Origin of the sequence: Flavobacterium sp. KMS, assembly GCF_000813005.1 — a bacterium.
GTDB lineage: Bacteria > Bacteroidota > Bacteroidia > Flavobacteriales > Flavobacteriaceae > Flavobacterium.
The window spans coordinates 210,435-231,650 of sequence record NZ_JSYP01000007.1 but is presented as its reverse complement, the minus strand read 5'-3'; the positions used below and the strand labels follow the sequence as shown (position 1 = coordinate 231,650).

At 31.9% G+C, this 21,216-nt stretch carries 16 protein-coding genes; 3 read left to right on the top strand and 13 right to left on the bottom strand.

The genetic code is table 11. From position 1 onward, the window contains the following. Positions 1-8 precede the first annotated feature (8 nt). Both OA93_RS09410 and OA93_RS09405 read right to left on the bottom strand, forming a co-directional pair. A complete protein-coding gene (locus OA93_RS09410) occupies positions 9-1,346 on the bottom strand; it encodes an NAD(P)/FAD-dependent oxidoreductase (protein WP_039112925.1) in 1,338 nt (445 codons plus the stop codon). A 217-nt stretch (positions 1,347-1,563) separates the two neighbouring features. Continuing rightward, positions 1,564-3,951: a penicillin acylase family protein gene (locus OA93_RS09405; protein WP_039112924.1), complete on the bottom strand. Its 2,388-nt coding sequence runs from the start codon at positions 3,949-3,951 to the stop codon at positions 1,564-1,566. 122 nt (positions 3,952-4,073) lie between these two features. Here OA93_RS09405 and OA93_RS09400 point away from each other — a divergent pair, with 122 nt between their 5' ends. Both OA93_RS09400 and OA93_RS09395 read left to right on the top strand, forming a co-directional pair. Next, a complete protein-coding gene (locus OA93_RS09400) occupies positions 4,074-5,636 on the top strand; it encodes a hypothetical protein (protein WP_039112923.1) in 1,563 nt (520 codons plus the stop codon). A 107-nt stretch (positions 5,637-5,743) separates the two neighbouring features. Then, on the top strand, positions 5,744-7,543 hold the full coding sequence (locus OA93_RS09395; protein ID WP_039112922.1) for a hypothetical protein: 1,800 nt from the start codon (positions 5,744-5,746) through the stop codon (positions 7,541-7,543). Positions 7,544-7,655: 112 nt separating this feature from the next. Here the strand turns inward: OA93_RS09395 and OA93_RS09390 are convergent, their stop codons facing one another. Next, positions 7,656-8,093 carry a glycine zipper family protein gene (locus tag OA93_RS09390; RefSeq protein ID WP_039112921.1) on the bottom strand — a complete coding sequence of 146 codons (438 nt, stop codon included), beginning with the start codon at positions 8,091-8,093 and terminating at the stop codon, positions 7,656-7,658. Between the two features lie 170 nt (positions 8,094-8,263). Continuing rightward, positions 8,264-9,538, bottom strand: a complete 1,275-nt coding sequence (gene kynU / locus OA93_RS09385) for a kynureninase (RefSeq protein ID WP_039112920.1) — start codon at positions 9,536-9,538, stop codon at positions 8,264-8,266. A gap of 125 nt (positions 9,539-9,663) precedes the next feature. Between kynU and OA93_RS09380 the strand changes: the two genes are divergently transcribed. Continuing rightward, the gene (locus OA93_RS09380) at positions 9,664-10,398 is read left to right on the top strand and encodes an SIMPL domain-containing protein (RefSeq protein ID WP_039112919.1); all 735 of its coding nucleotides are present in this window, start codon (positions 9,664-9,666) and stop codon (positions 10,396-10,398) included. Between the two features lie 62 nt (positions 10,399-10,460). On the opposite strand, the gene queA is transcribed toward OA93_RS09380, so the two are convergent. The 9 genes from queA to rsgA form a co-directional block, all read right to left on the bottom strand. Beyond that, on the bottom strand, positions 10,461-11,510 hold the full coding sequence (gene queA / locus OA93_RS09375; protein WP_039112918.1) for a tRNA preQ1(34) S-adenosylmethionine ribosyltransferase-isomerase QueA: 1,050 nt from the start codon (positions 11,508-11,510) through the stop codon (positions 10,461-10,463). Positions 11,511-11,639: 129 nt separating this feature from the next. Continuing rightward, positions 11,640-12,869: a 3-phosphoshikimate 1-carboxyvinyltransferase gene (gene aroA, locus OA93_RS09370; RefSeq protein WP_039112917.1), complete on the bottom strand. Its 1,230-nt coding sequence runs from the start codon at positions 12,867-12,869 to the stop codon at positions 11,640-11,642. 80 nt (positions 12,870-12,949) lie between these two features. Beyond that, a complete protein-coding gene (locus tag OA93_RS09365; protein ID WP_039112916.1) occupies positions 12,950-13,276 on the bottom strand; it encodes a nucleotide pyrophosphohydrolase in 327 nt (108 codons plus the stop codon). A gap of 1 nt (position 13,277) precedes the next feature. After that, on the bottom strand, positions 13,278-15,302 hold the full coding sequence (locus tag OA93_RS09360; protein ID WP_039112915.1) for a DUF3857 domain-containing protein: 2,025 nt from the start codon (positions 15,300-15,302) through the stop codon (positions 13,278-13,280). A gap of 1 nt (position 15,303) precedes the next feature. Then, on the bottom strand, positions 15,304-17,319 hold the full coding sequence (locus tag OA93_RS09355) for a DUF3857 domain-containing protein (RefSeq protein ID WP_039112914.1): 2,016 nt from the start codon (positions 17,317-17,319) through the stop codon (positions 15,304-15,306). Positions 17,320-17,323: 4 nt separating this feature from the next. After that, entirely contained in the window at positions 17,324-19,231 is a 1,908-nt protein-coding gene (locus OA93_RS09350; RefSeq protein ID WP_039112913.1) for a DUF3857 domain-containing protein, read from the bottom strand. 63 nt (positions 19,232-19,294) lie between these two features. Next, the gene (gene dtd, locus OA93_RS09345; protein WP_039112912.1) at positions 19,295-19,747 is read right to left on the bottom strand and encodes a D-aminoacyl-tRNA deacylase; all 453 of its coding nucleotides are present in this window, start codon (positions 19,745-19,747) and stop codon (positions 19,295-19,297) included. A gap of 34 nt (positions 19,748-19,781) precedes the next feature. After that, complete coding sequence (locus tag OA93_RS09340) at positions 19,782-20,144, bottom strand: four helix bundle protein (RefSeq protein ID WP_039112911.1); 363 nt, start codon at positions 20,142-20,144, stop codon at positions 19,782-19,784. A 30-nt stretch (positions 20,145-20,174) separates the two neighbouring features. Beyond that, on the bottom strand, positions 20,175-21,152 hold the full coding sequence (rsgA, locus tag OA93_RS09335) for a ribosome small subunit-dependent GTPase A (RefSeq protein ID WP_039112910.1): 978 nt from the start codon (positions 21,150-21,152) through the stop codon (positions 20,175-20,177). Positions 21,153-21,216: the final 64 nt, after the last annotated feature.

Here is a 21,216-nt window from a genome sequence, read left to right as displayed (position 1 = left end):
ACTATATCTTATTTTAATAAATCAAGGATTTTATTTTCAACAACTGGACTATCCCAAATAGCTTCTATATTTTCCATTCTTAAAACCTCTTCCATAATCGTATTCTGAAAATCTCCTATTGCCAATGCTTCGGCATAAGGGCGATCACTAAAAGTAACACGACTATAAAGCGGAATCCATTTATCTGGATGTTTATCCGAAAAAGCTTTTTCTATCTTTTTTTGTAACAAGAATTTTTCATCAGCCGTTTTCGTACTCATTTCCATAAAATTGCGATACGAAAGTTCTGCAATTGCATCCGCATTTGGTTTACGAGAAATTTCATACTCAGAGAAAATCTTTTTCCAATCATCTCCATATTTAAGAATCATTTCGTACAAAACCGTGATATCTTCAAAACCAGCATTCATCCCTTGTCCATAAAAAGGAACAATAGCATGACATGCATCGCCAATTAAAGCAATCTTATCACTATAAGTCCAAGGAAAACATTTCATAGTTACCAATGTACTTGTAGGATTATTAAAGAAATCTTCGGCTAATTTTGGTATAACCTCAATAGAATCCGGGAAGTTTTTCTCAAAAAAGTCTTCAACCTGTTTTCTATCTGTTAGCGAATCAAAAGAATTTTCTCCTTCAAAAGGCATAAACAAAGTACACGTAAAACTACCATCCAAGTTAGGCAATGCAATAAGCATATATTCCCCACGTGGCCAAATATGAAATGAGTTTTTATCTAGTTTATGAGTAGCATTAGGATTTGCCGGAATATTTAATTCCTTATATCCCATATTCAAGAATTCCTGCGAATAATTAAACATGCTTTGGCGTTGCATACGATGACGAATTCTAGAAAAAGCACCATCGGCTCCAAAAACCATATCGTATTTTTTCTCTTCCCACTCCCCTCTTTCCGTATCACCAATATGTAATGTAGCATCGCTTAAAGTTACATCCCATATCTTTTGCTCAAAGAAAAAATCGGCTCCGGCATTTTCTGCCAAATCAATCATTTTACGATTTAAGGTTCCTCTCGAAATCGAATAAATACTTTCGCCTTCTTGTCCGTAATTCTGAAAATTAAGTTTATCAACCAAATGTATGGCTCGCTTATCCATCGGAATAGCAATTTCTCGAACAGCATCTCCTACACCAACGCCATCTAGTGCTTTCCAGCCTCGATTAGACATTGCCAAATTTATCGATCGTCCCGAAAAATTAATTTTACGAATATCTGGGCTTCGATCATAAACATGAACTTCATGACCTTCCTTTTTAAGATAAATTGCCAACAATGAGCCAACCAATCCAGAACCTACAATAGCAATTTTAAGTGGAGTTTGCATCAAAAAAAAATGTGATTATACGCTCGTAAAAATAAGTATATAATCTATAGAATAGGCTATAAATCAAAGAAATATTTGGGCGTGCCCCTCCCAAAAAGGTCGGGTCAGGCTTTTCGCTACAATCTTTTTTTCGTTCCTCAAAAAAGGATTTTCACTTCAATCCTTCACGCAATCAGTTAGATAATGAAATAAATCCAGGCATAAAACCTTCCGTTTTCTATATAGGTTTAAAAACCAGTTTAGTCGAAGTTTTAACAATCTCCTCCTTATTTAATTTCATTTTTCGGAACTTTCCTGCATTATAAAGCTCCGCTTGATCCTTATAATGTTTACTAAATGGATTCCCAGATTGCCCTGTTGGCAAAATACTCCAACTATTTTCTATATCCGAGAAGTCAATAATCCTTCTTGTCGATGGTCCGCCTTTTACATTATAAACTCCTTTATCAGTAAAATCAAAAAACTGATTATTGATTACTTCAGTTGAGCCAGAAACCGCAAAAGGTCCAGCATTAAAGATTCCTCTTAAAGCAGCCACTTGCCCTAAAGGATGATGATACTCTACAGTATGTACTTTCTCCCATTTCCAGTCTTGAACCGTATTCCCTAATTGCTTCTCAAGTCCCGCAATTGCTTCATGAAATGATTTTGTTAAAATATCTTTCTTAGTTTCTTTTACATTTTTGGTCAATATATTGTCCCACCAAACCGAGTTTTCGTTTTGTATTTGTTTCGCTATAATTTGTTTTACAAGATGTGTTTCTAAGAAATTTTTAAAATTTTCCTCTCTCAATTCATCTTCAAAAGTGTTTTTTAAATACGCATACACCCATTTATTGTAAATCGTAGGCGCAACATCTTCCAGATTATTAGTTCCTTTCCAATCCTTAAGAATAGATAATGCCTGTTTTTCATTTGCCGTAAGCGATTCATTTTTTACATTCAAAAGTAAATTCTGAACCACCGTTGGAGCAACTGGAGATGTATTATCAAAAATCATTTTACTAATCGCTTCTTTATCCCAATCAGATTTTGCATCAAGCAATTGCGTAATTCTTTTAGCACGATCTTCTGGCAAATAATATCCAGGATATAAAAATCCATCGATAGCTTCTGGCTGATTATTGGCCGAATATACATAACCCCATTTTGGGTTTTCTGCCGATGGATTTTTGGAGAAATCCAAATATTCGGCAATATCATCTTTACCACTTGCCCCATCCAGAATAAAATTAGGATTTACACCTTTATTATGCTTGTATAAAGTTCCGGTTGCCCACCATCCTACATTACCTTTTGCATCACCATACATTACATTTAAGCCCGGAGCAGCAACAAGTGAAACTGCTTTCTTAAAATCATTTTTATTCTTTGCATGCGAAAGTCCGTAAACAGCATCCAAAATTTTTATAGGCTGTTGCGTATAAACCCAAGACATTGCTATAGGTTTATTACTATTCTTTAAATCTTCGATCAAGCCATTCATAACAGGACCATGACGGCTTATTTTTACATCTACAATAACATCCGATGAATCTTTAACCTTTATAACCTTCTTTCTGGTTTCATATTTTTCAAAACCATTTGGCGTTTTATATTCATTAGCATCTCCCGATTTATTTTCTTCTTGATAAAAATCGATATCATCATTTTCGAACATTGTTAATCCGTATGCATAATCACGATTATGACCTAATAAAGGATATGGCGTTCCAGCAAGATAACAACCATATAATTCAAAATCCGGAGTTATTAAATGTGCCTCATACCAAGTTCCTGGTTGCGAAAATCCGATATGCGGATCATTAGCAAAAATAACCTTTCCGTTTTTCGTTTTCTGAGGAGAAACCACCCAACTATTACTTCCTATAAAAGGGGGAATTGGAGATTTTTCAAGAAGAGAAGCGACAGATTTTGAAATCACTGCAAATTCTTCCGGGTTCTCTTTTGCATTTTTTATCTGAGTCGTATTAAATTCTCCATTTAAACCAAAATCTTTTAAATATTCATTTCCGTATTTATTACGAATATCAGTCATTAAAGGATCTGTCTTTTGTGCCATTGCAAAACTGAAAGACATATACCCAAAAATATTATAAACATCTTTTATCGTGAATTTTTCTTTTTTCACTCCAACCAACTGAAATTCTATTGGCGTAACACCTTCTTCCAAATATTGATTAATTCCGTCCAGATAAGCCATCGTTAATTGATAACTCGGGCTATTTTTATCCAATTGCGCAATTGCTTTCGCCGAAGCTTCTTCTATTCCTAATCCCGAAAAAAACTTATCGTTCTTTAGCATTACCGAACCAAAAATTTCCGACAATCTCCCTGATGCAATACGACGCATCAACTCCATTTGCCACAAACGATCCTGAGCGTGTACATAACCCAAAACTGTCATGGCTTCTTTTTGTGAATTTGCATAAATATGTGGCACTCCAAAATCATCAAAATATACCGTTGTCTCTTTTTGAATGTTTTTCAGTTTTACTTCTCCTTCATATTTCGGTTTTAAATGAAAAATATAAGTACATAAACCGATTCCTAAAACAACAAGTATCAAGAACAAAACAAGCAGTATTTTTTTGATTTTTTTCATGTTTCTAAATTGTATAAATAAATATTTTAATGAAATGTATTATTATCAAAATCACAATTGTATCCAAAAGTTATTCCTTTTAAGTCTTTAAATTTATATATTTAAAATAAAATATGCACTAAATGTCTTTAAATAAAAAAATAATCATAGGAATCATTTCGTTTTTAGCCCTTTTGTTTTTAATAAATACTGGGCTAAATTTTTGGGTAAAAAAACAACTCCCAAAAATCATTCAGGACAATAATAAAACGCCGTATCAAATTACATACGAAACAATAAAAATCGATCTTTGGGCAGCAGATATTTATGCATCTAATATTGTTATTAATCCTAAAAATGCACCAAAAAACGATACTACTAAAATTGGGATTTATTCTAAAATAAAAACAGTTGCCATAAATGATTTCAGCATCTGGAATCTTGTATTTAATGATGTGTTACGTGCAAAAAGCATCACGATAGATCATGCGCGAGTAATCTTGTATAAAAAAGATGAAAATGCAATTGACAACAGCAATAGTATTCGTACACAAGTAATTGAACCTTTCCAGAAAATAATTGTTGTTTCTAATATTTATCTCAATGAAGCAAGTTTAGACATCATGTCTACCAAAACAAATAAGCCTATTTTATACACTCGAAATATCGCTATTGTATTAGAAGGAATTGTAATTAATGATGAAATTCTTAAACAGAAAATCCCTTTTTCGTATCAAAAATACGCCCTAAATTGTGATAGTATATATTACAAACCAAACCCTTTTTACACCATTAATGCGTCGCAAATAACAACTAATAATCATTCTTTAAAAGTAAAAAACTTCAGTTATATCCCTTTGTATTCTCGTCATCAATTTGTACAGAAATCAGCTAAAGAAAAAGATCTTTTTACCATAAAGGCAACTGATATAAATATCAATTCGATGAATTGGGGATTTAAAAATGATGTGTTTTTCTTTAATGCAAATTCTATTGTTTTTGATGATTTAGATGCAAATATCTATCGAAATAAAATACCCGCAGATGATTTAAGTAAGAAACCATTATATAATGCTTTACTCCGAAAAATTCCGTTTCCACTAAAAATTGACACCCTTTCTATCCGAAATTCAAAATTAGTATATGAAGAAGAAATCAATTTCCAGAAAGGACCTGCGATATTAACTTTCAGTCGTTTTAACTTAAACGCTACAAATCTGCAGAGTGGTTTTGGATTAAAAAAAGCACCCGATTTAGATATTAAAATCAATTGTCTTTTTATGAAAAATTCACCTTTAAAAGTGCATTGGACATTAAATGTACTAGACAAAAACGATGGTTTCCGTATAAAAGGGAGTATTGCCAAATTTGATGTTCAGGCCATGTATGCTTTCACAAAACCATATACTAATACTTCGTTTAAAGGAACTTTTGATGATTACCATTTTGATATTACTGGAAATGACAAAAAAGCTATAGGAAATGCAAGCTTAAAATATAAAGACTTAAAAGTTACTTTATACAAAAAGAAAGATCCTGAAAAAGAGGCAAAATTAAAAACTTCTTTAGCTAATTTAATCCTTAAAAAAGACTCTGATAATGAAGCTAAAAAAACTGAAATAGAATTAGAACGAATTCAGGAAAAGTCTTTTTATAATTTTTTATGGAGAAGTATAGCTGAATCTTTTAAGAAAATTTTAATTTAATCACACCAAAAAACAAACTTAATCCGCTATAAACATGATATATATCAGTTTTTTTATAAAATGATTTTACAACATTTGTCATTTATTAAATTTTATAATAATCTCAAATGACAAAAAACCCCATACACTCTTTTCATATCCCTGTAATGGGACTCGCTTATACTATTGACAGCCCGATTCGAGTAGCTAAATATGGTATTTCATCGGTAATCTCGATTGCAGATGATGAGTTAATTGAAAAGATGACTGCTTTTTATTCTGAAAAATTCAATTCTTCTTATCAGGAAATAAGCCAAAAAATTCACGATTACAGAGCCAAACGTATTACAACCTACTTAAACTTAGTAGATAAAATCGTAAAACAAAAATTTGAAAATTTTAAAACCGAATTATCTGAGAGCAAACAAGCACTGGAAAACTATATCTCGATGCTGCCTAATAGTTCTGAGATAAAAAAAGGTTTTTTAAACTTAATGGAAGATGGTATTTCGTTTAAAGAAAACATCCAAAATTATATCGAATCACATCTTTCTGCAGGAGCAATTGATGTAAATATTATGACAAAACTTGATAAAGATAACTTTATCAAAGACGAACAATTACCTATTGAATTTAATGATGCTCATGCAGCTCTTCGAGGTTTTGCAAATAGTAATCTAGAATCTTCTTTAGTTCTTTCTGCTGGAATGAATCCTAGACTATATAGCTACTTTGAGAATTTTCCAGACTTTTTTCCAAACAGCAATAATGAGCTTAAAAAGAAAATTATACTAAAAGTAAGTGATTTTAGATCAGCCATGATTCAAGGTAACTTTTTGGCAAAAAAAGGACTTTGGGTTTCTGAGTATCGTATAGAATCAGGATTAAACTGTGGTGGACATGCATTTGCAACCGAAGGTTTATTATTAGGTCCTATCTTAGAAGAATTCAAGCAGAAAAAAGACCAATTGATTCAATCTTCTCATGATTTAATGGTAAAAGCATTACAGCAAAAACAATTTCTAGTTCCCGAAAATCCTTTACCTCTTAAAATTACCGTACAAGGTGGTGTGGGAACTGCCGAAGAACACGAGTTTTTATTAGATAACTATAGTGTAGATTCTGTAGGTTGGGGAACTCCTTTTTTACTAGTTCCAGAAGCGACATCTGTAGATCAGCCTACTCGCAACTTATTAATGAAAGCCCAAGAAGAGGATTTATATTTAAGTCATATTTCTCCTTTAGGCGTACCGTTTAATACCTTAAGAGGAACCTCTAACGAAATCCTGAAACAAAAACGTATTCACGATAATAAAGCAGGAAGTTCTTGCCCGAAGAAATTTTTGGCGTTAAGCAAAGAATACGATCCAAAAGGAACTTGTTCGGCTTCAAAAAAATACCAAGATTTAAAATTAGCCGAATTAGAAACTATAAAAGATACTATTTCGCCAGAATCTTTTGAAAAATTAAAAGCTGCTATTACCGAAAAATCATGTTTATGTGTAGGACTCGCAAATGCATCTTATATAGAGAACGATATTAAAATAAAAGGACAAGCTCAAGGTGTTGTTATATGCCCTGGTCCAAATATGGCCTATTTTGATCAAGAAGTATCTCTGAACGATATGGTACAGCATATTTACGGAAACAAGTCGGTTATACGCGTTAAAAATCGTCCGAATTTATTCGTAAAAGAATTAAAGATGTATCTGGATTATTTTAAGAAAGATATCGAGAATATTTCGGCAGAAATAACAGCTGCACAAACTAAAAAATTACAAGCTTTTAAAGACAATCTTTTAAGCGGAATTGCATATTACGAAAATCTGCTTGCAGCTTCTTCTTATTTTAAGAATGATAAAGCAGAAATTCAAAATCAATTTAATGATTATAGAACTAAGCTTATTGCTATAGCTATTCCATCATAAGACAATAATACCACATTTCTTTATTATGCAAAAAACCACCTCTAAAATTAATTTGAGGTGGTTTTTCTAATTTGAATATAACTAACATTTATTCGAAGAATAGCGGTCTACTCTATTCTTTTTTCTTTTTTCCATCTATAATTGCTCCAGTTCCTGCACCAACACCAGCACCTGCTAACCCTCCTATTATTGCTCCTTCGCCTTTTTTCTTACTGATAATTGCTCCTGTAACAGCTCCAACTCCAGCACCAATTACAGCTCCTTTTGCAGTCGAACTCCATCCTTTTTTCTTTGGCGCGGCAGCAGCTGGCGCTTGCTGATTTACAACAACCACTTTTTGAGGTGCTAATTCTGCCTGGGCTTGAACTTGCTCTTTTTCTTCTTGAACTTTTGCCATCTCTGTTTTCATTGAATCAATAACTTTTTGTTTATTAATTTCAACTTTCATAGAGTCAATACTCGCTTGCTTGGCTTTTTGAATATCTATTTTCCCTTGATTCTGACACGAGATAATCGCAAAAGAAAATAATACTAAATATAATGTTTTCATGATTGTAAAATTTAGGTATTTATAACATAACAAAGTAAAGCCTAAACTTTTGTCTGGAATTACATAATTTTAAGAGATCGTTACAAAATTAAACTACGCAAAAAAAGTCAGCCAATTCATAACAATCTGAATTAGCTGACTTTAAAATATTTTATTTATTTAGGTTTAGACTATTCTAAAATTCCTCTTTTTAAAATTTGTCCAAACTCATACATGTCTTCAAAAGAACAATACAAAGGAACTGGAGCTAAACGAATAACATTAGGTTCGCGCCAATCTGTAATAACTCCATTTTTCATCAAATAATCAAATAAGCTACGTCCTTCTCCATGCAAAAACACTGACAATTGCGACGCTCTTTCCTTAGGATCAGCTGGAGTAATAACTTCAAAATTACCTTTTACTTCTTTATCTATTTCATGTAAGATAAACTCCAGATAAGCTGTTATTTTATCTCTTTTTGCAATTAAAGCATCCATTCCTACTTCATCAAACATTTCTACTGATGCTAGGTAAGGCGCTAAAGAAAGCACTGGTAAATTACTTATTTGCCACCCATCAGCTCCATGAACTGGGTCAAAATTAGGTTCCATCTTAAAACGGCGTTCCTTATTATGTCCCCACCAACCTGCAAAACGAGGTAAATCGGGGTTATTATGATGCTTTTCATGTACAAAACAACCAGATGCATTTCCTGGTCCAGAGTTCATGTATTTATAACTACACCAAGCTGCAAAATCGACATTCCAATCGTGCAATTCTAATTTTATATTTCCTGCTGCGTGCGCTAAATCCCAACCTACTTTGGCTCCTACTTTTTGTCCAGCCGCAGTAATGGTTTTCATATCAAAAACTTGTCCTGTATAATAATTCACTCCACCAATTAAGACTAAAGCCAATTGATCTCCAACTTCTTCAATTTTGGCCAAAACATCTTCTAGTCGAATATTATGTTCTCCTTCGCGACGCTTGATCTCTACAATAGCATCTTCTGTTTTATAACCATGAAAATGTACCTGACTCTGAAACATATACTGATCTGAAGGAAATGCTTTTTCCTCACAAATAATCTTATATCTGGTTGCAGTTGGTCTGTAAAAAGACACCATCAATAAATGAAGGTTAACCGTTAATGTATTCATCACAGTAACTTCGCTTGGCAAAGCACCTACAATTTTACTAAGTGGTTTGGCAAAACGTTCCTGATAATCCCACCAAGGTTTTTCGGCATAAAAATGCCCTTCAACAGCAAGATTTGCCCAATCTGCCATTACTTCATCAACATAGGATTTTGTACGCTTTGGCTGTAATCCCAAAGAGTTTCCTGTAAAATAAATAACCTTTTTATTATTTACTTCAGGAAAAATAAATTCGTCTTGGTATTTATGCAATATATCTTGTGAATCAAGTTTTTGTGCAAATTCACGTGTGTTTTCGAAAGTCATTGTTTGAATTTTGTTTGGTAAATGTAGAAAAAAAACAACGAAGACAAAAGGAGAAAAATATAAGCCTGTGTTAAAAATGAACACAATTAATTCGATATATTTGATTGAATTTAAAATTATATGCCATGTTCAAAAACAATTTAAATGTTATTATTATTTCTTTAGCAGTGATTATCTCTGCCTATTTGTTTTCTAATGCATTCCAAAATAGAAATAAAAGCAATGATACTATTAGTGTTACAGGTCTGGGGAAAAAAGATTTTGTTTCGGATTTAATTGTCTGGAGTGGTTCATTCTCTAAAAAGAGTCTTACGCTAAAAGAAGCTTATGCATCATTAGACAGCGATAGAGAGAAAATAAAAAACTACTTGGCTAGCAAAGGAATCAAAGCTTCAGAAATGGTTTTCTCTGCAATAAACTTCAATAAAGATTTTGACACTTCATACAATGAAAATGGAACACCAAAACAACAAGTTTTTACGGGATTTACATTAACCCAAAGTGTAACTATTCAATCTAAAGAAGTAAATAAAATTGAGGAAATTTCCAGACAATCTAGCGAATTAATAAATTCCGGAGTCGAATTCTATTCTAATCCTCCTGAGTATTATTATACCAAACTAGCTGAACTTAAAATAAAAATGATTGCTGAGGCAACTAAAGATGCTAGTTCCAGAGCCAAAAGCATTGCTGAAAATGCAGATGCTTCTTTAGGGAAATTAAAAAAATCAGACATGGGAGTTTTCCAAATTACAGGGCAAAATTCATCTGAAGACTTTTCTTATGGAGGATCATTTAATACAACCTCTAAAAACAAAACGGCTAATATTACCGTAAAACTAGTATATCAGGTTAACTAGATTTCAAAAAAAAATCTCGCTATTACTAGCGAGATTTTTGAATTAACCTTATTTTATATTTCTTAGATGATAAGCATTGCATCACCATAAGAGTAGAATTTGTATCCTTCTTTTATAGCTTCTTCATATGCTCTTTTCATTAAATCATGTCCACAGAATGCAGAAATCATCATTAACAATGTTGATTTTGGTGTATGGAAGTTTGTAATCATACAGTTTGCAATACTAAAATCATGAGGAGGGAAAATAAATTTATTAGTCCAACCTTCAAAAGGATTTAATGTATTTTGTGATGAAACTGAACTTTCAATAGCACGCATTGAAGTTGTTCCTACAGCACAGATACGTTTCTTGTTTTGTTTTGCATGATTTACAATTTCACAAGCTTCTTCAGTAATGATTAACTCTTCTGAATCCATTTTGTGTTTTGATAAATCTTCAACCTCAACTGGATTAAAAGTTCCTAAACCTACGTGAAGTGTAACTTCTGCAAAGTTTACTCCTTTAATTTCCAATTTTTTCAAAAGGTGTTTCGAGAAATGCAATCCAGCAGTTGGTGCTGCAACAGCTCCTTCTTCTTTAGCATAAATCGTTTGGTATCTTTCAGCATCTTCTGGAGTTACCTCTCTGCTGATATATTTAGGAATTGGAGTTTCTCCAAGTTCTGTTAGTTTATTTCTGAATTCTTCGTAAGAGCCATCGTAAAGAAAACGCAATGTTCTACCACGAGAAGTAGTATTGTCGATAACCTCAGCAACTAACGAATCGTCATCACCAAAATATAATTTATTTCCGATACGGATTTTACGAGCTGGATCTACCAAAACATCCCAAAGACGTTGCTCTGAATTTAGTTCTCTTAATAAGAAAACTTCGATTCTTGCTCCAGTTTTTTCTTTGTTTCCATACAAACGAGCAGGGAAAACTTTAGTGTTATTTAATATAAGAACATCACCATCATCAAAGTAATTGATTACATCTTTGAACATTTTGTGCTCTATAGTTTGTTTTTTACGATCAATTACCATCAAACGAGACTCATCTCTGTTTTCAGCAGGGAATTCAGCTAAAAGTTCTTTTGGTAAATTAAATTGAAAATGAGATAATTTCATGTAGTCTATTTATTTAGAGTGCAAATATACGATTGTGAGATAGGCGTTGTCAAGTGTTTTGGCTTTTATTTAGTTAGAAAATTGCAAACTTCAAAATTTATTCCTGATTTTAGCCGTAAACATTGATTATTATGCACCTATTTCTGTTGTCTCAAAACCTAAATTTGTTAAATCTTTCCAAAAATCTGGATAAGATTTAGAAACTACTCCTGCATCTTCGATTATTATTGGCACTTTTAATGCCAATGGAGCAAATGCCATTGCCATACGGTGGTCATTATAAGTAGCAATTTTTACATTAGAATTTATTTCATTTGTAGCAACAAGCGTTAAACTATCATTAGTAACCGAAATATTAGCTCCTAATTTAGTTAACTCAATCCTTAAAGCTTCCAATCTATCTGTTTCTTTAATTTTTAGAGTGTGCAAACCTGTTAAATGACAACCAATTCCTAAGCCAAGACAAGTCACTACAATTGTCTGTGCAATGTCTGGGGTATTGTTCAGATCAAAATTTACCGTTCCGAATTTAAAATTTGGCTGCTTAACCAAAGTCATTTTATTTCCCTGAAACGTAGTCTCAACACCCATTTTCTCATAAAGTGATATTAAAGCTGAATCTCCTTGTAGGCTATTTTCTTTGTAACTACTAAGTGTTATCGAAGCTGTATCTGCAAGTGCTGCTAAACTAAAAAAATAAGAAGCCGAACTCCAATCAGACTCTACAACCATTTCTTTTGCAACCACCTCAGCTTTTGGATATACTTTGATTACATTTCCTTCAAAGCTAGTTTGAATTTCTAAATCATTAAGCAAAGCCAAAGTCATTTTGATATATGGAATAGAAGTAATTTCTCCTTCTAATGTTAACTCTAAACCATTTTCTAATTTAGAAGCTACAAGTAATAATGCCGAAATATACTGACTACTTACATTGGCAGCCAAGGTAACTTTTGAAGCTGTGATTTTTTTTCCTTTAATGCGAATTGGCGGATATCCTTCTTCTTTTAAATATGAAATCTCTACCCCTAACTGAGCTAAAGCTTCTACCAAAATTTTAATCGGACGCTCTTGCATTCTGCTAGAACCCGTCATTACAACTTCTCTACCATCTTTAACCGCAAAATAGGCTGTTAAAAAACGCATTGCTGTTCCTGCATGATGAATATCTACTATTTCTTCATTACCAACTAATGCTTTTTGCATTACTTCGCTATCATCAGAGTTTGATGTATTTGCCAAAGTAATATTCGGAAACAATGCTTGCAATAATAATAATCGATTGGTTTCGCTTTTTGAGCCAGTTACTGCAATTTGTCCTTGTAAATTAGCTTGAGATGTTTTTAATAGTAAATTCATTATAGGGTAATTGTTTTGTGCGTTTTTGCAAATTTATTTTAAAAAAAGGATACTCCAAAGCTTTACCCTAACTTATCACATTATTTTAGTTTATCGTTGTTTTTATGACGGTCTTTATCTCGAACAGATTTCAAATCCATTTTTTTATCAAATGCAGACTGAAGATCAATTCCTGTTTGATTTGCCAAGCATAAAACCACAAAAACAACATCGGCTAATTCTTCGCCAAGGTCTTTATTCTTATCGCTTTCTTTCTCTGATTGCTCTCCATAACGACGCGCAATAATTCTGGCAACTTCCCCTACTTCCTCTGTAAGTTGTGCCATATTAGTCAATTCATTAAAATAACGAACTCCATGTTCTTTTATCCAGGTATCGACATCTAGTTGGGCATTTTTTAAATCCATTTTATATTCTTTTTAAAACTATTTTTTCATTCTCTTTAGCAATCATTCCTTTGTAATAACCTTTTAACATAGGATAATATTCAGCTAGTATTATTGCTTCATTTATCTGGTGTGTCATTACTATCTGTAATACGTTTTGATTTACAGTACTCATAAACTTAAATAAACCTAAATCATTTTCCATAGCAAATCCTCCTGATACTGGCATCGATTCAACTGCAAATCCTTCTGGAATAGTGATATTAATACTATACTTATCTGAAGATGGAAAACCATAATCTACAGGATATTCACGATTCTCTTGTGTAAAAGGATTTTGCTTATTTGTAAAGAATAACATTGGATCTATATAAATTTTACCTCCAATAACTTCACAAAGATTATTACCTGAAAACGAAAAAGTCTCTATCACAGGCAGTAACAATTCCTTTTCATTTGTTCTTGAATACTCGCTTACCTCAATTTTATTATTATCATTTTCTAATTTTTCAAGATATACATCTTCTTTCACATTACCAATATTATTCCTAAACATCATGGCATTGTAATTTGTATACTGCCTTCTTGTTTTTCCGCTCACATTCCCGCTAGCATCTACATTATAACTCATAGATACATTATTTGCAGATACTATTTTAGGCATTAAATTAATTTCTTCTGAGGTTCCGTCTTTACGTATTAATCTCCCCATCCAATTTAAAGCTCTAAAAGGTAATATATTTGGATTTGAATATTTATCTGAAGCATCTAGTAAAATAATTCCATTGGCCGTTTCAACAGCCGCAATTACATAGTTAAAAGCCGTTCTATTAGGAGAAATTGCAATTCCATTAGAACGTGTACTTACTAAAACTGGATTTGCAGTTAATCCTGAATACCTCAACATAGCTGTTAACATAAGATTTATATCAGCCACATTCCCTGTTTTTTCTTTATAAGCTTTTTTTACCCCGTTATCACATCCATAATCAGTATAACCATTCCATTTAACTCTGTTTTTTACGAAATTTAATATTCGATAAATTCTTTCATCTTGAGTATCTACGCCTGCAAGCAATGTTTTTAAATCATCTTCAAAATATCCTGTTTTATTTAATTCTGGGCCAAAGCTCTCATAATTATATATTGTTTTTACAACTGAATTCCAATCGGTTGAAAATGATTTAACTGGTTGATTAGGAAATTTCTTCGCAGACAATTCATGCTCAATACACGAAGTATAATTACGTATATTATTAACATACCTCTCTTCTTTCATAGCAGGTAAATTCTTTGCTGTATAGGTAGTTTTGTTTTCCAAATAATCAACTTTCTCATTGGAATAACTAGTTTGAGCCACGTTAAACCCACCACCTCGTGATTGCTCTTTACTCACAAACATGATAGACCTAGTATTTTTCTCGACATTTACCTCTGGAAAAATATATCCTTTTTGCTTTGCATTAAAAACATAAAATTCTGGAATTTTAGTTACAAATTCAGAATAGTTTACTGGTATAGAGGCTTGGAAATACCAATCTCTCATTGAGCTTATACTTGGTGATTTTATGGTGTACTTATATTCAATAACAGAACCTTCTTTTACATTAGGCATTGTTATCTTCTTTCTATTAAAATATTTATTAAAGTTCTCATCAAATACCCCATCGCTTTTAAGTTTAGTTTTCTCGATTTTTCCATCTACAAGGTTATAAGTAACCGCATCTGAAAAAGTAACATTCTCTTTTAAACCAGAAGCCCCTATATAATATGATATGTTTTGATTTGCCCAATCATAACCTTCTTTTTTATAAATCTTAATTCGGCTTTCGACCTCTGTCATAATTATAAATCCGTCTGTCATATCATATTCAAGACGAGAAACACCTTTTTTATATAAAATTGCTGCTGCTGCCGAAGTGTCTTTGGCATATATTTTTTCCTGTAATTCAGAAATAGATACTTTTCCTAATTTAAATTCTTGTGCTTCAATTTTTGAAAAATAAAAAAACAGAAAAACAACCATTACTAAACTCCAAAACCTCATATTATATTCTTTTTAAAACTATTTTTTCATTCTCTTTAGCAATCATCCCTTTGTAATACTCTTTTAACACTGAGTAATCATCTGGTAGTATTACTGGCTCATTTATCTGGTGTGTTATTACCACTTGTAAAATGTTTCCATTTACAGAACTAATAAACTTAAATAAACCTAAATCATTTTCCATAGCAAATCCTCCCGAAGCTGGCAAAGTTTCAACAGCAAACCCATCTGGAATAGTGATATTAATACTATACTTATCAGAAGATGGAAAACCATAATCTACAGGATATTCGCGATTCTCTTGTGTAAAAGGATTCTTCTTATCGGTAAGAAACAACATTGGATCTATATAAATTTTATCACCAATTATTTCGCAAAGGTTATTACCCGAAAACGAAAAGGTCTCGATTACAGGCAATAATAAATCTTTTTCATTTGTTCTGGAATACTCGCTTATCTCAATTTTATTATTATCATTTTCTAATTTTTCAAGATATGCATCTTCTTTCACATCACCAATATTATCCCTAAACATCATGGCATTGTAATTTGTATACTGCTTTCTAGTTTTTCCACTCACATTCCCACTAGCATCTACATTATAAATCATAGACACATTGTTGGCAGATACTATTTTAGGCATTAAATCAATCTCCTCAGAAGTCCCATCTTTACGTATTAATCTACCCATCCAGTTTAAAGCTCTAAATGGTAATATATTTGGGGTTGAATACTTATCTGAAGCATCTAGTAAAATAATTCCATTAGGAGTTTCAACAGCTGCAATTACATAATTAAAAGCTGTTCTATTAGGAAATATTGAGATTCCGTTAGAACGTGTACTTACTAAAACAGGATTTGCTGTTAATCCTGAATGTCTCAACATAGCTGTTAACATAAGATTTATATCTGCCACATTCCCTGTTTTTTCTTTATAAGCTTTTTTTACCCCATTATCACATCCATAATCAGTATAACCATTCCATTTAACTCTTGCTTTTACGAAATTTAATATTAGATTAATTCTATCATCTTGCACATCTACGCCTGCAAGTAATGTTTTTAAATCATCTTCAAAATATCCTGTTTTATTTAATTCTGGGCCAAAGCTCTCATAATTATATATTGTTTTCACAACTGAATTCCAATCAGTTGAATATAAATTTATTGGTTGATTAGGATATTTTGTCATAGACAATTCTAGCTCCAGACAGGAGGTATAATTATTAATATTATTAACATACGCCTCTTCTTTCATCGCTGGCAAATTCTCTGCTGTATAAGTAGTTTTCTCTTCCTGATATTCTCGTTTATTCTGAGAATAACTGGTTGTCGAAACATCCCCTCCTGATCTTTCTTTATTATTAAATACAATATACTTCGTATTTGTTTCTTTATTAACTTTAGGAAAAATATACCCTTTTTGCTTATTATTGTAAACAAAATATTCTGGAATTCGGGTTATAAATTCAGAATAGTTAACCGGAATAGAAGTTTGAAAATACCAATCCCTCATGGAACCAATTGTCAAAGCTTTTATTCTATATTTAAATTCAATAACAGAACCTTCTTTTACATTAGGCATTGTTATCTTTTTCTTATTATAATATTTATTAAAATTCTCATCAAAAGTCCCATCACTTTTAAGTTTAGTTTTCTCTATTTTTCCATCAACAAGATTATAAGTAACCGCATCAGAAAACGAAACACTTTCCTTTGTATTAGAATCACCTATGTAATACCTTACGCCTTGATTAGCCCATTCGTAACCTTCTTTTTTATAGATTTTAATTCGGCTTTCAACCTCAGTTATAATTACAAAACCATCAACCGGATCATATTCAAAATAAGAGGTCCCTTTTCTGAATAAAATTGCAGCCGAAGCTGAAGTATCTTTGGCATGTACTTTTTCCTGTAATTCTGGAATGGATACTTTCCCTAATTTAAATTCTTGTGCTGTAATTTTTGAAAAGGAAAGCACAACAAATAAAACGATTGTTAGTTGGTAAAATTTCATTGGTTTAGTTCTTGGTTAGTATAATTTTGGCATTATCATTTCTATTAATTTGCTCCATAAAAAGGCGATATTCATCGTATTCTTTAGCCGAATATTTTCCTTTATTTAGAAGCATGGAACGCTTATAGAGCAACTTATTATTCTCCTTTTTAATTATCTCAGTTTTATATTCTCCAAATTTACCTTTCAGTTCAAAACTTGCTGGTAAAAATTCGATTGTAAAACTTGCTGGTAAATTAATTTCTATTTCATCAGTATCAAAATAACCCCTTTGTATTTCTAATGGACTTTTTCGATTTCTAATTCTCTTTATACTTCCTGTGTATTGATTAAAAGCATCTACCACAAACATCATTTTACTTCCTGAAATAACACCATAATTAGAAGCGTTTATTTGGACATCTTCAGTGAATTTTACATTCTCTTTGTCGTTAGAAAAAATGCTCTTATTTATTTTCAGATTATTAATATTATCCCAGTAATCTTTATAATGTGCATCTTTATCAGTAGGTGGCATCTTCTCAACTCCCATTTTTTTACTGTACTGAGAACCTCCTGAAACTATTGCGATTGCTCCAGATAAATTACCTTCATCGGATAAAGCGTAATTTCCTTTACTTATCTGCGTATTATTTTTATCATCATAAATAGTTGTTCTAACAATTACTCCTCCTTCTGGTTTAATTATTAATACATCTCTATCATCTGTAAAAGTACCTTGATACCCAAAAGGGTCGTCTTGACTTGTACATTCAAGCCAAATATATTTATCTCCGTTCGGAATAGATAATATCATGTGATTTCCCTGCATAGAAACAAAGTCTGAATCTATATTCATTTTATATGGATTCCCATATAAAATTGTATTATAAGAAGGAACGCCAACAGCTTCCAGAAGTGCTTTTGTATAATTAGTTAATGCTTTACAATCTCCATATCCTAATCTATCTACATCATTTGCAAACATCGGTTTCCATCCACCAATACCAATCGCAATATTTACATATCTTGATTTTTTCTGTACATAGTCATATACTATTTTAGCCTTTTTAACAGGATCTTTTTCCGTTCCAACAAGGGCTTTAATTTTTGTTTTTGTTTCATCGGACAAATCTATCGTACCTAATAAAATTTTATCGGCATACCATTTCCCAAAAGCTTCCCATGTTGTTGCACTTCCATCTACACCTTCGAGATGAAAATTCTCTAATCCCATCATAGCACAAGGGAAAATATCGCTAAATGCAGGACTATAATCTTCTCTTTTTTGAGCCAGAATATTAGTTGCCACATAAGAAAGTTGCGTATCGGTATCTTTTGTCTTTTTTACATCAAATCCAGAGAAATGGAGTTCTTTTTTCTTAAATCCTAAATTGTTTGGATACGTTACATTTAAGATACTTTTTTCTACACTCGTGTAATAATTATCAAGAGGTAACCATTTTGGAATAAAAGCAGTTGTAGAAGTTTCAACTTCGCTTTCGTATACTAAAGTAAACGGATATTGAACAGGAGTATAATCTAAATAAATGTAGCGACTTTCAGAGAACAATGTCCCGCCACTTATAACACTCTGATCTCGAAAATCTTTACGTTTTATTTTCTTTATTTCTTTGCCTAAGGCATCAAAAACTGTAGCTTCAATATTTTTAACCGTTACCGATTTATCGTAATATTCAGTAGCATCAATTGCACTTAACCCTTTTTCATTAAATACTGTTATAACTCTTTTGTGCTTCGTTTTCATACTTCTTTGAGAAGCAATTACAATATCTATTTGATTTAAACGAATAACAGCTTCTGCATTTTCTTTAAGACTATCAGAAATACTTGCAGCAATGTATTCTCCTTTTTGAGCAGTTGAAGAAAAAGTAAACAAAATAAAAAATAGAGAACAGAAAATCGATTTCATTTTATAAGTAATTTCGCCAAATATATATCATTTTTAGAAATCTTTAACAAATGTTCGTTCTTTTTACTCTCTATTTTTACTATCTATTATTATTGTTACAGGACCATCATTTAATAGGCTGATTTTCATATCAGCACCAAAAATTCCTGTCTGAATTTTATTTCCAAATTCCTTTTCCAGCGTTGCTACAAAACTTTCATAAAGCGGAATTGCAACATCTGGCTTTGAAGCTTTTATGTAAGACGGACGATTACCTTTTTTCGTCCCAGCATGAAGTGTAAACTGGCTTACAGCTATAATTTCGCCTTTAATATCCTGAACAGAACAGTTCATGACATCATTTTCGTCGCCAAAAATTCTAATTTTGGTTATTTTTCCAGCCAACCAGTCAATATCTTCCTGTGTATCGGCATCTTCAATACCAACAAAAACAAGTAGTCCTTTTTGGATATCGGCTACTTTATTACCTTCAACCACTACCGAAGCTGAAGAAACTCTTTGAAGAACAACTCTCAAGGTAATTGTGAATTATAAATGGTTAATTGTGAATTCATTTCGCTTCTATTTTTTGTTTAGTAGTTATTATTATAGAAGCTAAAATTTTATTTATTTCTACAATATCAAATTTTATAGATTTAAATTGAGTTTCATTTAAATAATCTGACTGAAACAACAATTCTAACCAATAATCTGTTTCATTAGCTTCTTTTTGAGCTATTGCAAGCTTATGAATAAAATCTTTTTTGCTTTCTGCTTGTTCCGATTCTCGAACTAATGCTCCAATTGATGTACCGCTACGAAGTAATTGTTTACTCAAAATAAACTCTTTCTTTTCTTGATTTAAGAATTGAAATAATTTAATAATTCTTAGGGCAAAGCTAAATGACTTTGTCTTTATTATATTCTCTGCCATAATTCACAATTCACAATTAATAATTCACAATTATTTCCTAGTTTCATCGCTTGCCGCGCGATCTTCATTATGAATATCTGTACGATAATGTTCATCTTCTCCTTCTAAGATTTTAAGATAACTATTATAACGTGACCAAGCAATTTCATCTCTTTCCAGAGCAGCTTTAATAGCACAATGAGGTTCGTCTTTATGTAAACAGTTGTTAAATTTACACTGGTCTTTTAATTTAAAAAACTCAGGGAAATAACCACTAACTTCTTCTTTCTCCATATCGACAATACCAAAACCTTTAATTCCTGGAGTATCAATAATACGAGCACCAAAAGACAAATCAAACATTTCTGCAAATGTTGTTGTATGCTGTCCTTGTTTACTGGCTGTCGAAATCATTTTGGTTTTAAGATGTAAGCTAGGTTCCATTGCATTTACAAGAGTCGATTTACCAACTCCAGAATGTCCTGAGAACATCGTTACTTTACCAATCATCATATCTTTTAATTCCTCAACACCTTTTCCTTCTGTCGATGAAACACGCAAACATTTATATCCTATTTGCTCATATACATACTGCATATACAATTGCTCGTCGAGCGTAGCTTCATCAAAAGTATCGATTTTATTAAAAATTAATATTGTTTCAATTCCATATGCTTCGGCCGTAACCAAGAAACGGTCAATGAAATTAAATGTCGTTGGAGGATTATTGATCGTTACCAATAAAAAAACACAATCAATATTAGACGCAATAATATGCATCTGGTGGGATAAATTCACCGATTTACGAACGATATAATTTTTTCTTTCGTGAATATTATGAATCGTTCCTGTTACAGTATCCGAACTTTCTTCGAGTTCATAATCCACAACATCTCCTACAGCAATAGGATTAGTACTTTTAATACCCTTAATCCTAAACTTTCCTTTCATTCTACACTCTATAAAATCTCCTTTTTCAGATTTTACGGTGTACCAACTTCCTGTAGATTTGTAAACGGTTCCTGTCATTTTTTAATTTTAGATATTCTGATTTTAGATTTTAGATTCAAAACCAAAATCTTTGCAAAGATAA

Coding starts and splice junctions, on each gene's coding strand:
- OA93_RS09410 (WP_039112925.1), bottom strand. CDS start 1,346: ATGCAAACTCCACTTAAAATTGCTATTGTAGGTTCTGGATTGGTTGGC.
- OA93_RS09405 (WP_039112924.1), bottom strand. CDS start 3,951: ATGAAAAAAATCAAAAAAATACTGCTTGTTTTGTTCTTGATACTTGTT.
- OA93_RS09400 (WP_039112923.1), top strand. CDS start 4,074: ATGTCTTTAAATAAAAAAATAATCATAGGAATCATTTCGTTTTTAGCC.
- OA93_RS09395 (WP_039112922.1), top strand. CDS start 5,744: ATGACAAAAAACCCCATACACTCTTTTCATATCCCTGTAATGGGACTC.
- OA93_RS09390 (WP_039112921.1), bottom strand. CDS start 8,093: ATGAAAACATTATATTTAGTATTATTTTCTTTTGCGATTATCTCGTGT.
- kynU (WP_039112920.1), bottom strand. CDS start 9,538: ATGACTTTCGAAAACACACGTGAATTTGCACAAAAACTTGATTCACAA.
- OA93_RS09380 (WP_039112919.1), top strand. CDS start 9,664: ATGTTCAAAAACAATTTAAATGTTATTATTATTTCTTTAGCAGTGATT.
- queA (WP_039112918.1), bottom strand. CDS start 11,510: ATGAAATTATCTCATTTTCAATTTAATTTACCAAAAGAACTTTTAGCT.
- aroA (WP_039112917.1), bottom strand. CDS start 12,869: ATGAATTTACTATTAAAAACATCTCAAGCTAATTTACAAGGACAAATT.
- OA93_RS09365 (WP_039112916.1), bottom strand. CDS start 13,276: ATGGATTTAAAAAATGCCCAACTAGATGTCGATACCTGGATAAAAGAA.
- OA93_RS09360 (WP_039112915.1), bottom strand. CDS start 15,302: ATGAGGTTTTGGAGTTTAGTAATGGTTGTTTTTCTGTTTTTTTATTTT.
- OA93_RS09355 (WP_039112914.1), bottom strand. CDS start 17,319: ATGAAATTTTACCAACTAACAATCGTTTTATTTGTTGTGCTTTCCTTT.
- OA93_RS09350 (WP_039112913.1), bottom strand. CDS start 19,231: ATGAAATCGATTTTCTGTTCTCTATTTTTTATTTTGTTTACTTTTTCT.
- OA93_RS09340 (WP_039112911.1), bottom strand. CDS start 20,144: ATGGCAGAGAATATAATAAAGACAAAGTCATTTAGCTTTGCCCTAAGA.
- rsgA (WP_039112910.1), bottom strand. CDS start 21,152: ATGACAGGAACCGTTTACAAATCTACAGGAAGTTGGTACACCGTAAAA.